This window comes from Ruegeria sp. YKSD163 (genome assembly GCF_059612905.1).
The window spans coordinates 136235-148288 of the sequence record NZ_JBXWRM010000006.1 but is presented as its reverse complement, the minus strand read 5'-3'; the positions used below and the strand labels follow the sequence as shown (position 1 = coordinate 148288).

At 64.6% G+C, this 12054-nt stretch carries 14 protein-coding genes; 11 read left to right on the top strand and 3 right to left on the bottom strand.

From position 1 onward, the window contains the following. Window positions 1–4: 4 nt before the first annotated feature. The gene (gene rpsF / locus AC2FNA_RS10370; protein ID WP_496826230.1) at window positions 5–358 is read right to left on the bottom strand and encodes a 30S ribosomal protein S6; all 354 of its coding nucleotides are present in this window, start codon (window positions 356–358) and stop codon (window positions 5–7) included. A gap of 290 nt (window positions 359–648) precedes the next feature. Here rpsF and AC2FNA_RS10365 point away from each other — a divergent pair, with 290 nt between their 5' ends. After that, window positions 649–1167 (top strand): hypothetical protein, encoded by a 519-nt coding sequence (locus tag AC2FNA_RS10365; RefSeq protein ID WP_496826228.1) that lies wholly within the window; start codon window positions 649–651, stop codon window positions 1165–1167. Window positions 1168–1304: 137 nt separating this feature from the next. Beyond that, complete coding sequence (locus AC2FNA_RS10360) at window positions 1305–1895, top strand: YceI family protein (protein WP_234183331.1); 591 nt, start codon at window positions 1305–1307, stop codon at window positions 1893–1895. A gap of 69 nt (window positions 1896–1964) precedes the next feature. On the opposite strand, the gene AC2FNA_RS10355 is transcribed toward AC2FNA_RS10360, so the two are convergent. After that, window positions 1965–3188, bottom strand: a complete 1224-nt coding sequence (locus AC2FNA_RS10355; protein WP_496826225.1) for a cytochrome b/b6 domain-containing protein — start codon at window positions 3186–3188, stop codon at window positions 1965–1967. 161 nt (window positions 3189–3349) lie between these two features. Between AC2FNA_RS10355 and fabD the strand changes: the two genes are divergently transcribed. From fabD to mltG, 7 genes are all read left to right on the top strand, one after another. Then, the gene (fabD, locus tag AC2FNA_RS10350) at window positions 3350–4288 is read left to right on the top strand and encodes an ACP S-malonyltransferase (protein WP_496826223.1); all 939 of its coding nucleotides are present in this window, start codon (window positions 3350–3352) and stop codon (window positions 4286–4288) included. Between the two features lie 57 nt (window positions 4289–4345). After that, window positions 4346–5083: a 3-oxoacyl-ACP reductase FabG gene (fabG, locus tag AC2FNA_RS10345; RefSeq protein WP_234137000.1), complete on the top strand. Its 738-nt coding sequence runs from the start codon at window positions 4346–4348 to the stop codon at window positions 5081–5083. Between the two features lie 211 nt (window positions 5084–5294). Further along, a complete protein-coding gene (locus AC2FNA_RS10340; protein ID WP_005982462.1) occupies window positions 5295–5528 on the top strand; it encodes an acyl carrier protein in 234 nt (77 codons plus the stop codon). 140 nt (window positions 5529–5668) lie between these two features. After that, window positions 5669–6208: a GNAT family N-acetyltransferase gene (locus tag AC2FNA_RS10335; RefSeq protein ID WP_496826221.1), complete on the top strand. Its 540-nt coding sequence runs from the start codon at window positions 5669–5671 to the stop codon at window positions 6206–6208. A gap of 94 nt (window positions 6209–6302) precedes the next feature. Continuing rightward, window positions 6303–7046, top strand: a complete 744-nt coding sequence (locus tag AC2FNA_RS10330) for a 1-(5-phosphoribosyl)-5-[(5-phosphoribosylamino)methylideneamino] imidazole-4-carboxamide isomerase (RefSeq protein ID WP_496826219.1) — start codon at window positions 6303–6305, stop codon at window positions 7044–7046. A 135-nt stretch (window positions 7047–7181) separates the two neighbouring features. Then, window positions 7182–8447 (top strand): beta-ketoacyl-ACP synthase II, encoded by a 1266-nt coding sequence (gene fabF / locus AC2FNA_RS10325; protein WP_496826217.1) that lies wholly within the window; start codon window positions 7182–7184, stop codon window positions 8445–8447. Beyond that, window positions 8447–9601 (top strand): endolytic transglycosylase MltG, encoded by a 1155-nt coding sequence (mltG, locus tag AC2FNA_RS10320; protein ID WP_496826215.1) that lies wholly within the window; start codon window positions 8447–8449, stop codon window positions 9599–9601. The genes fabF and mltG overlap by 1 nt, the downstream gene beginning before the upstream one ends. Window positions 9602–9665: 64 nt before the next feature. On the opposite strand, the gene AC2FNA_RS10315 is transcribed toward mltG, so the two are convergent. Beyond that, window positions 9666–10052 carry a metallopeptidase family protein gene (locus AC2FNA_RS10315; protein WP_496826213.1) on the bottom strand — a complete coding sequence of 129 codons (387 nt, stop codon included), beginning with the start codon at window positions 10050–10052 and terminating at the stop codon, window positions 9666–9668. Window positions 10053–10308: 256 nt separating this feature from the next. Between AC2FNA_RS10315 and AC2FNA_RS10310 the strand changes: the two genes are divergently transcribed. Further along, window positions 10309–10653, top strand: a complete 345-nt coding sequence (locus AC2FNA_RS10310; RefSeq protein ID WP_044028337.1) for a hypothetical protein — start codon at window positions 10309–10311, stop codon at window positions 10651–10653. After that, a complete protein-coding gene (locus tag AC2FNA_RS10305) occupies window positions 10562–11932 on the top strand; it encodes a DNA-packaging protein (RefSeq protein WP_496826211.1) in 1371 nt (456 codons plus the stop codon). Before AC2FNA_RS10310 ends, AC2FNA_RS10305 begins: the two co-directional genes overlap by 92 nt. Window positions 11933–12054: the final 122 nt, after the last annotated feature.

The following is a 12054-nucleotide window of genomic DNA, read 5'->3' as shown; positions in this document are numbered from 1 at the left end:
GGGCTTAGCGGCGTTCGCGGCGGCTGTCGCGCTCGTCGCGCTTCTGCATCTGGACCGAGGGTCCTTCGGCGTGCTCGTCGACCTTGATGGTCAGAACGCGCATCACGTCGTCATGCAGGCGCATCAGGCGTTCCATTTCCTGCACGGCGGACGCGGGCGCGTCGGTGCGCAGGAAGGCATAGTGGCCCTTGCGGTTCTTGTTGATCTTAAAGGCCATCGTCTTGACGCCCCAGTACTCGTGGTCGACCAGGCTGCCGCCATTGTCGCTGAGTACGGCACCGAAATGTTCGATGAGGCCTTCGGCTTGCGTGTTGGACAGGTCCTGACGCGCAATCATGACATGCTCGTAGAGAGGCATGCGATCTCCTGTTTTCTATCTAGGCGCATTTCATAGGCGGGGCCCTTGATCCTTTCACGGCCCTGCCACGAGAGACTGCGCGGTTCACGAATTCTGTGAAAGGATGGCCCCATATACACGCCTGCGCGCCGGGGGCAAGGGGCTTGGCTGCGACGCACTTGTGGGTTGTACAAGGGGTCATGCCGCTCAATTACCCCGAGCCTGCCGCATTCCCGTCGCATTGTTTATCGATCGTTAACCCTGTCGGACACAACCCGGCGGAGAAACTGGCGCAGGGAGCGCGACAGGAAATGCACGTGGCACAGCAACAGACGCTTCGCAACCGTATGCCGCTTCCGTCCTTTGAAGAGACGGTGCCGCTGATGATCACTTTCGCCCCGAACTGGCCGCTGCGCACCGTGATCTTTCGGGTGATCGGCACGGCTTTGGTGATCGGCGCCGCCGCCATGTGGTTGCTGCCCGGTTCGGAGAACAGTGCCGATGCGGCGCTGATGAAGCTGGGCGTTTCGCTGTTCTTCTTCTTTTGTGGTCTGGCGCTTTTGATGATCCATCATCAGGACAACCAGCCCGACGCCTATTTCGATCCGATCCGGCGCGAGGTTCGGGTGCTGCAAAAGAACAATCGCGGCCGTCCCCAGACCATCCTGCGCCGCAGCTATGACAGCCTGGGCGCGGCCCGGTTCAACGAGCACTACCTGGAGATCTGCGACGTGGACGGGTCGATCCTGATGCGCCTGCCGATCCCTTCGGCCGATATACGCCAGGCCCTGCGCAGCCAGCTGAGCGGCTTCGTGACCATTTCGGCCTGACACCCGCCACTGTTCATTCTTCCACAGAGTCTGTGGAGTTCTGTCAGATTGCCCGCACAATCTGCATACCCCATGTCTCGGTCAAGGTCAGGACAACCGTCCGCCTGAACCCACAAGACAAGACATGGAGCGACAGAATGAAGACCACCCGCCTTGCCGCAGCGCTGATCCTGGCCGGCCTCGCCGGCGCCGCCACCGCCGCGCCCGAGACATACCTGCTGGATGCCAGCCACAGCCAGGTCGTGTTCAGCTACAACCACCTGGGCTATTCCACCACCACCGGCATGTTCTCGGGCTTCGAGGGCGAGATTCTGTTCGACAAAGAAGACCCCGCCGCGTCGTCGGTGACCGTTTCGATGCCGGTCCTGTCGATGTTCACCGGTTGGGAAGCGCGCGAAGATCACTTCTTCTCGGGTGACTTCTTTGGCGCCAAGGAAGGCGACATGATCACCTTTGTCTCGACCGGCATCGAGGTGACCGGGGACAACACCGCCAAGATTACCGGCGACCTGACCATGAACGGCGTGACCAAGTCGGTGGTGCTGGACGCGGTGCTGAACCAGATGGGCGATCACCCGATGGCGAACAAGCCCTGGGCCGGGTTCGATGCAACCACCACCGTGGTGCGCTCCGACTTCAACCTGGGCATGTTTGCACCCTATGTCAGCGACGAAGTCGAGGTCCGCATTTCGATCGAGGCCATGAAGGCCGGAGCCGACAACACCTGATCCGGTTCACCATCAGGCGAACGAACGGGCCCGAAATCGGGCCCGTTTTCTGTTTGGCATACCTCGGGGTCAGGGAGCGCGCATCGCTTCGAGGGCGACCGTCACCGTGACCGGAAACCTGAGCGAGCTTTCATCCGGCATGTTGGCGCCGATCCCGAAATCGCGGCGGTCGAGGGTGACGGTGCCGTGCATGCGAGCGGTATCGCCGTCTAGTTCCAGGTCAAAGGGCAGGGTGACCGGGACGCTGGCACCGCGCAGGTTCAGCATGCCCCGCGCCTCGTGGCCGGTTTCGGTACGGTGCAGCGTGGCGGTGAAATCTGCGGTGGGAAATTGTGCCGCGTCGAAGAAATCGGCCCCCATCGCCTGTGCGGTGACCGATCCCAGCGCCAGCGAGGGGATGGCGATGGTGACGGTGACCTCGCCCGCCGGGCCGGGTGTCTCGCGCGGATCATACTGGATGGCGGCGGTCCAGTCGGCAAAGCTGCCGCTGACCGCGCTGCCCAGCTGGGTGACGGAGATCGCCAGCGTGCCTTCGCTCACCTTCCAGTCGGACGCAACCGCTTCCAACGCCGTGCTTTGCAACCCTGATGGTGCGTGCGGGGTGGATTGACTGTTCACCCATGTACCCGCGCCAAGGGCGCCCAGCCAGACCATCAGCGCCAGCACCAGCGGTGCGACGCTGTGGGCCTGTTTGGGCGGCGTGGGCAGGTCGATCCTGCCCGGCAGCATCCGACGCAGGGTCGCGTCGCGGTCGATCAGGTGGTGTTTCAGTGCCCCCGCCACATGCAGCGCCAATGCGCCCAGCAGCACGAGCAGAAAGGTGCGGTGCAGCATGGCGGTCAGCTCGGCCAGGGCGGCGCTTTTGGGGACCATCGGCAGCGATTGGCCAAAGGGCCACCAGATCGGCGCAAAGCCCTCGGTCGCGGCATGATGGATCCAGCCGCTGAGGGGCACCAGCACCAGCGCGCCATAAAGCAGCCAGTGCACGGTTTCCGCCGCTAGCGCCTCGGCCCGGTGGTCGGCGTTCAGCAGGCCGGGGCGTTTTTGTGTCAGTGCCCAGAGGATGCGCAGCAAGGCGATCCCGAACAGCGCGATCCCCAATGTCTTATGCGCCGAGAACAGCCAGGCGGCGCGCGCGATCTCTTCGGCGCCGGCGCCCCCGGCTGTGGCCCGTTCTGCCGCCTGATCGGCGATCCACCCCAGCGGCAGCAGGGTCAGGATCAAAAGCGCGGTCAGCCAGTGGAGGCTTTTGGTCACTCCACCATAGCTTCTTCGGGTGTTGTTCAGGGTCATCGCGCTCTCCGAATGGTCTTGGATGTCCGCAACCTGCTGTCTGTGTCGCCGGTGTACAATATGCGCCTTCGCACAGCTCTCGTGTCGGGATGCAGAGCTTGTGCGGCGCGGGCGGGGCGGCTACACCCGGCGTTAACGTTACAGAAAGCGAAGGGACAGAGATGACGACCGCATTCGTGTTTCCCGGGCAGGGCGCCCAGACCATCGGCATGGGCAAGGCACTGGCCGAGGCCTATCCGGCCGCGCAGGCCGTGTTCGACGAGGTCGACGCCGCACTGGGCGAGAAGCTGAGCGCGCTGATCTGGGAAGGCGATATCGAGACCCTGACGCTGACGCAGAATGCGCAACCGGCGCTGATGGCGACCTCGATGGCGGCGATGCGCGCGCTTGAGGCCGAGGGTGTGGCCATCACCCAAGCCGCCTTTGTCGCCGGTCACTCGCTGGGCGAGTACTCGGCACTGGCCGCTGCCGGTGCGCTGAGCGTCGGAGATACCGCGCGGCTGCTGCGGACCCGTGGTCTGGCGATGCAAAGCGCGGTGCCGGTTGGGCAGGGCGCCATGGCCGCGATCCTTGGCCTTGACCTGGCGGCGGTGCGCGAAGTGGCCGCCGAGGCCGCGCAGGGCGAAGTCTGCCAGGCCGCCAATGACAACGATCCCACCCAGGTGGTTGTCTCGGGTTCCAAGGCGGCGGTGGAACGCGCCGCCGAGATCGCCAAGGCCAGGGGTGCCAAGCGCGCCGTCATGCTGCCGGTCAGCGCCCCGTTCCATTGTGCCCTGATGCAGCCCGCAGCCGATGCCATGGCCGAGGCGCTGGCCGGGGTCGAGATCAAGGCCCCCGCGGTTCCGCTGGTGGCCAATGTGCGCGCGGAGGCGGTGAGCGATCCTGACCTGATCCGTCAACTGCTGGTCGAGCAGGTCACCGGCTCGGTCCGCTGGCGTGAAAGCGTCGAATACATGGCCGCGCAAGGCGTGACCGAGATCTGGGAGATCGGCGCGGGCAAGGCGTTGTCGGGCATGGTGCGCAAGATCAACCGCGACATTGCCTGCAAACCCGCTGGCACACCTGAAGATGTGCAGAAAATCCTTGCTGGCGACGCCTGAACCCACCTAAATTTGCAAGGCCCGATCTGTCAGGTCGGGGATGAGAGGAATATGTCTATGTTTGATCTGACCGGAAAGAACGCCCTGATTACCGGCGCTTCGGGTGGTATCGGCGGCGCCATCGCGCGCGCGTTGCATGCAGCCGGTGCCTCGGTCGTGCTGTCGGGCACCCGGATCGAGCCGCTTCAGGCGCTGGCCGATGAGTTGGGCGAGCGCGCCCATGTTCTGACCTGCAATCTGAGCGACATGGCCGCGGTCGAGGCATTGCCGAAACAGGCCGCCGAAGTGCTGGGTTCGGTCGATATCCTGGTGAACAATGCCGGGATCACGCGTGACAACCTGTTCATGCGCATGTCGGATGATGAATGGCAGAGCGTGATCGACGTCAACCTGACCGCCACCATGAAACTGTGCAAGGGCGTGCTGCGCGGCATGATGAAGGCGCGTTGGGGCCGGATCGTGAACATCTCGTCGGTGGTGGGCGCCATCGGCAACCCCGGACAGGGCAACTATGCCGCCTCCAAGGCCGGGGTCATCGGCATGTCCAAATCGCTGGCCTATGAGGTCGCCAGCCGGGGAATCACCGTCAATGCGGTGGCGCCGGGCTTTATCACCACGGCGATGACCGACAAGCTGACAGACGATCAGAAATCCGGCCTGTTGGCGCAGGTACCCGCCGGGCGCATGGGCTCGCCCGAGGAAATCGCGGCTGCGGTCCTGTATCTCGCCAGCCCCGAGGCCGCTTATGTGACCGGTTCCACCTTGCATGTGAATGGCGGTATGGCCATGTTGTGAGCGGCGCTGAGGCCGGACGCGAAAGCGTTTGCCAATGCGTGCGTCTGTGTTATAGGCGGCGCATCCTGAGGAAGGCCGGTCGATGGGGTCGGCCTTCTGCGTTACCCGGGACACCCCGGAACCTGAACCGCCCGGACCGGGCAAAACCAAGCCACCCCGAGCGGGCAAGGGCAGAAATGGGCCAGCGGCCCCGTATGAATGAGGAACTGACATGAGCGACGTCGCAGATCGCGTTAAGAAGATCGTTGTGGAGCACCTGGGTGTCGAAGAAGACAAAGTGACCGAGAACGCCTCGTTCATCGACGACCTGGGCGCTGACAGCCTCGACACCGTCGAGCTGGTCATGGCCTTCGAAGAAGAGTTCGGCATCGAGATCCCGGACGACGCGGCCGAAACCATCCAGACCTTCGGCGACGCCGTCAAGTTCATCAGCGAAGCCTCCTGAGCCTTCGCTGAGACCTGAAAGGTCAAACAGGCGCCTTCCCGCCGGGAGGCGCCTTTTTTTGTGCGTGCCCCCGAATCCGGTTGCCAGAATCCCCGTGGCTTTGCACCTTGGGGTTGAGGCAGAGTCAGGACGGGCGCCAAATGATCCGATCCATTCCTATTTTGAACACAGGCAGATTGCGTCTGGCCGGGATGCGGTACGAGGATTTCGACCGGTTTGCCGAGATCTGGGCGGATCCGCAGGTGGTGCGCCACATCGGCGGCCAGCCCCGCAGTCGCGGGGACTGCTGGGACGCGTTCCTGCGCAACGAAGGCCATTGGCACATGACCGGCTTTGGTCAGTGGGGCGTCGTGATGCAGAAAACCCGCCGCTTGGTGGGGCAGGCCGGTTTTTTCTACAAGAGCCGCGACATGGGTCCTGATTTCGACGCTTATCCCGAGGCGGGCTGGGTGCTGGCACCTGAGGCGCAAGGACAGGGGCTGGGGCGCGAGGCGGTGACGGCGGCGCATGACTGGTTCGACCGGGTGATTCCCGGCCGTCTGGTGGCGATGATCGCGCCCGACAACGCGCCCTCGCTGGGGCTGGCGCAGTCGCTGGGATACCGCCCGATGCGCGACGCCGAATTCGATGGCCGCCCGGTCACACTGCTCCGCCGCGATGGCCCGCCCGCGCGCCGGTGACGCAATCGGGATCCGACACTCCGCTTTCAGGTCAGTGTGGCGGGACGCATCCTGCGATAGAGTCATCTGGACATGTTTCAGCGGAGGAGCGGCCATGATCATCTACCCGACGATGGAGTTGCAGAACGGACGGTGCGTGACCCTGGAAAGGGGGCGGCTGGATGCGCCCATGCTTTGGCATGTGGACCCGTTTGAAACGGTTTCCGGCTGGGCATCCGCCGGTGCCGAATGGATGCACCTGACCGATCTGGACGCGGTCGAGGGCGGTGACGGCAATGCGGAACTGGTCGAGCAGATCATCCGCAAAGCCGAGATCCCGGTGCAACTGGCGGGCGGCATGCGCTCGCGCGAGCGGATCGAGCATTGGATCGACAAGGGCGCCGGGCGCATTGTCGTGGGCACACTTGCGGCGCGCGACCCCGCGCTGGTCAAGGAACTGGCCAAGCGGCACCCTGACCAGATCGTGCTGAGCGTCGATGTCTGGCAGGGCTATGTGATGACCGATGGCTGGCGCAGTCAGAGCGCCTATACGCCCGAGGCCTTTATCGACGCGTTCAGCGACACGCCCTTTGCCGCGATCGTGGTTACCGATATCGACAGCGATGTCGAAGAGGTCGAGGCCAAACTGGGCCTGATCTCGGGGCTGGCGGTACATGCTCGCACACCGATCATCGCCAGCGGTGTCGTACGTGCGGCCGACGATATCTCGCGGCTGGCCTATATGCCCAATATCGCAGGCGCGCTGGTGGGACGGGCGCTGTTCCGCAAGACCCTGTCTTTGGGCGATGCATTGAAACTGGCTGCTGGCGCGCATGAACGGGTCGCGCAGTTCCAGTAGGCCCGCGCGGCCTCTCGGGATATCGAGACGGGCAGGCAAGGCTCCGCCGGCCTTGCCTGCACCCTTGCTCTTGCCCATATGGGGCCGGGCAGGGTAAGAGCGGTTCTCGAACACCAAGAAGGCAAGAGGCAATTCATGCGCAGAGTCGTTGTAACCGGACTGGGACTGATCACTCCTTTGGCCAGCGGGGTCGAGGAAACATGGTCCCGCCTGCTGGACGGACAATCGGGCGCGGGTCCGATCACGCGGTTCGATGCGGTGGCGTCGGGCGTCACCACGACCTATGCCTGCGAGGTCCCACGCGGCGACGGCAGCGATGGCACCTTCAATCCCGATGATTGGATGCCGCCGAAAGAGCAGCGCAAGATCGAGGACTTCATCCTCTATTCGATCGCGGCCGCCGAGATGGCCTGCAAGGACGCCAACTGGCTGCCCGAGGACGAAGAGGACCGGCTGCGCACCGGCGTTCTGATCGGGTCGGGCATCGGCGGGTTGGGCTCGATCGCCGATACCGCGAACCTGATCAAGGAGAAGGGGCCGCGCCGGGTGTCGCCCTTCTTTATCCCCGGCGCGTTGATCAACCTGGCCTCGGGGCAGGTGTCGATCCGCCACGGGTTCAAGGGACCCAATCATTCTGTGGTGACCGCCTGTTCGACCGGCGCACATGCGATTGGCGATGCCAGCCGGATCATCCGGGCCGGTGACGCAGATGTGATGATCGCCGGCGGCGGCGAGGCCTGTATCTGTGAGATCGGTATTGCCGGGTTCAACGCCTGCAAGGCGCTGTCGACCAAATATGCCGACAACCCCAAGGCGGCCAGCCGCCCCTATGACACCGATCGCGACGGGTTCGTGATGGGCGAGGGTGCGGGCATCGTGGTGCTTGAGGATTACGAGCACGCCAAGGCGCGCGGTGCCAAGATCTATGCCGATGTGCTGGGCTATGGCATGTCGGGCGACGCCTATCACATCACCGCGCCATCCGAGACGGGCGACGGGGCCGAACGGTCGATGCGCGCCGCATTGCGCAACGCCGGGCTGGAGCCGTCGGACCTGGATTACATCAACGCGCATGGCACCTCGACCATGGCCGACACCATCGAACTGGGTGCGGTGGAGCGGCTGTTGGGCAACCATGCGGCCAATGTCACCATGTCCTCGACAAAATCGGCCACCGGGCACCTGTTGGGCGCTGCCGGTGCGATCGAGGCGATCTTTTCGATCCTGGCGATCCGCGATCAGGTGGCGCCGCCGACGATCAACCTGGACAACCCTGCGGTGGACACCCCGGTTGATCTCGCGCCCAACGCCAAGCGGGCGCGCAAGATCGACGTGGCGCTGTCGAACTCCTTTGGCTTTGGTGGCACCAATGCGAGCGTGATCTTCGGAAAGGTCGACTGATGTGGCGGGCTCTTGCCTCGAACATGCTGACCGTTCTGGCGGTTGGCCTGTTCCTGCTGGCCGGTGTGATCCTGTGGGGCAAGTCGCAATATACCGCGCAGGGCCCGCTGGAAGAGGCGATCTGTCTTCAGGTCAAGAGCGGGTCGAACATGACCCGCGTCAGCCGCGATCTTGAGGCCTCGGGCGCGGTCAGCAGTGGCGCCATGTTCCGTATCGGTGCGCGCTACTCCGAAAAGGCGACACAACTGAAGGCGGGCAGCTATCTGGTCAAGGAAGGCGCCTCGATGGAGGAGATCATCGACCAGATCACCCGTGGCGGCGCCAGCAGCTGCGGCACCGAGATCGTCTATCGTATCGGCGTGAATCGCCTGTTGCTGGAAGTGCGCGAGCTGGACCCGGCCACCGAACAATTCGTGGAACTGGTCGAGTTCGACCCAAGCGAGGGCGAGGCGCCCGCGGTCTATGCCGAGAAACGCGCCGAGCGTGACACCCGGTACCGGTTGGCCATGGCCGAGGGCGTCACCAGCTGGCAGGTGGTCGAAGGGCTGAAGGCCTGGGACGTGCTGGCGGGTGAGGTGGACGAGCTGCCGCGCGAGGGACTGCTGGCCCCCGACAGCTATGACGTGACGGTGGGGATGGAGCGTGCCGCGCTGCTGGCCCAGATGCAGGAGAAGCAGGAGCTGCGGATCAACGCCGCCTGGGAGGCACGCGTTGAGGGCCTGCCGCTGCAGAGCCGCGAGGAAATGCTGATCCTGGCCTCCATCATCGAGAAGGAAACCGGTGTGCCCGAAGAGCGCCGCCAGGTGGCCAGCGTCTTTGTCAATCGCCTGGACCGAGGCATGCGTTTGCAGACGGACCCGACCGTGATCTATGGTATCACCAAGGGCAAAGGGGTGCTGGGACGGGGTTTGCGTCAAAGTGAGCTTCGCGGCGTAACGCCCTGGAATACTTATGTGATCGAGGGGTTGCCGCCGACCCCGATCGCCAATCCCGGACTGGCAAGCCTGGAAGCCGCCGTCAATCCCGACACGACCGATTACGTCTTTTTCGTTGCCGATGGTAGCGGTGGCCACGCCTTTGCCGAAACGCTGGACGAGCATAACCGCAACGTCGCCAAATGGCGCGAGATCGAGGCCCAGCAACAGGGCAATTGACGATCGCGCCCGGACCGACAGGTCCGGGCGTTTGGTTCTTGTCATTGGGTGAGGGGCAGGGCGCTCAGAGCCACCAGGCGTCGATGGTGGCGATATCCTCGTCCGACCAGCCAAAATGATGCGCGAATTCATGTACCACCACATGGGCAATCAGCATGTCCAATACGATATCGCCGCGTGCGCGCCACTCGTCCAGGATCGGTTCCCGGAACAGCCAGACCGTGTCTGGAGGAGCGGCGAAATCGCCAACCGATTTCTCGGTCATCGGAATGCCCTCGTAGAGGCCGGTCAATTCAAGCGGGTCGTCCATGCCAAGCGCATCCAGCATGTCGGCATCCGGCCAGTCCGCCACCCGCAGCAGCACCGCCTGCGCATGGCTGCGAAAGGCGGTTGGCATCGTGTCGACGGTCTGGCGGGCGACGGTTTCGAAATGATCAAGATCGGTGCGCATGTCCGTGATATGGCGGTGGTTGCGGTGGGTGAAAACCCCATTTCGGGTGCGGCCTCGACGCAGATAAGGTTTTGTTAACGATTTCAGTGCGTTGCCTGTTGCTCTGTTGCGCGAAACGCTTGACTCAGAGAGCGGTTTCGAGTATAGGTTGTGTCATGCTAGAAGAGATGCGCGAACGGCCCTGGGGGTGACCCCGGTGGCCGTTTTTTCGTCTCTCTCGTGCGGAGACTACTCTCGCATGAGGTCACGAGCACACATGACTTTGATTACCCCGGAGGAGCGGATTTCCCGGACGGCTGAACTGCTTCAGTCGTTGGAAAATTCCATTCGCGATCTGCGTAATGCGGCGGAAGACCTGCAGAAACGGATCCGAGCCGGGGAGGATGGTGATCTTGCCGGATATGGCAAGCAGATGGGTCAGGCGGCTAGCCTGATCCGCGAATGTCAGAAAGTGGAGGCCAGTTTTGCCGAACAAGTCCGACGAGAAGCAGGCATTGCCCAGGGCGGATATGCCCTGGACCTTGACCGCGCCCGATCTGAGATCGGGTGCCGCCTTGCTCGCCTGCGCAAGTGTTGCCGAGAGGGAGCGGTTTCTGAGTGAAATCGGGGAGGGAGGGCTATGCGCCCTCCCTTTTCTGTTCGAGTTCTGGGCGTTGCCGCATCAATTGCCGCCCGAGGGCGATTGGCGGGCCTGGGTGATCCTGGGCGGGCGCGGCGCGGGCAAGACCCGGGCCGGGGCCGAATGGGTGCGCGCCCGGGTCGAAGGATCGCGGCCGCTGGACAGGGGCTGCGCGCGGCGGGTGGCGCTGGTGGGCGAGACCTATGATCAGGTGCGCGATGTGATGGTGTTTGGCGACAGCGGCATCCTGGCCTGTTCGCCGCCCGACCGCCGCCCCCACTGGAAGGCCAGCGAACGCAAGCTGATCTGGCCCAACGGCGCCGAGGCGCAGGCCTTTTCGGCGCAGGACCCCGAGGGGTTGCGGGGGCCGCAATTCGACGCGGCCTGGGTGGATGAGCTGGCCAAGTGGAAAAAGGCGGGTGAGACCTGGGACATGCTGCAATTCGCGCTGCGGCTGGGGGAGCGGCCACAGGTTTGCGTGACCACGACGCCGCGCAACGTGAAGCTGCTGAAGGATCTGCTGGCCGCGCCCAGCACGGTGCAGACCCATGCGCCGACCGAGGCGAACCGGGCCAATCTGGCCGAGAGCTTTCTGGAGGAGGTGCGGGCGCGCTATGCGGGCACGCGGCTGGGGCGGCAGGAGCTGGACGGGGTGCTGCTGGCCGATGCCGAGGGGGCGCTGTGGACGGCCGAGATGCTGGACCGGGCGCGTACGTCGCGCGCGCCCGAACTCGATCGGGTTGTGGTGGCGCTGGACCCGTCGGTCAGCGGCGGTGCGGGGGGCGATGCCTGCGGTATCGTGGTTGTGGGCGCCCAGATGCAGGGGCCGCCGCAGGACTGGCGCGCCTGGGTGCTGGCGGACCGCACGGTGCAGGGCGCCGGGCCGACCACCTGGGCCAAGGCGGCGATTGCCGCGATGGATGCGTTTGGCGCCGAGCGGCTGGTGGCCGAGGTCAACCAGGGTGGCCAGCTGGTCGAGGAGGTGCTGCGCCAGGTGGATCCGTTGGTGCCCTTCAAGGCGGTGCATGCGGCGCGGGGCAAGGTGGCGCGGGCCGAGCCGGTGGCGGCGCTTTATGAACAGGAGCGGGTGCGCCATGTGGCGGGGCTGACCGCGCTGGAAGAGCAGATGGGCCAGATGACCGCGCGCGGCTACGAGGGGCAGGGATCGCCCGACCGGGTGGACGCGCTGGTCTGGGCGCTGCACGAGCTGATGATCGCGCCAGCCGCGGCCTACAGGCGCCCGCGGGTGCGGGTGCTGTGAGCCGCGCGGGCCGTTGCACTAGCTGCGAACGGTCTGTTTCCGGGTCCTGAACAATCTTCGCCGATAACTCTCATCAACAAGGCCGCAGCGCATCCGGCGCCGGGCGAGAAGATAGGAGCATT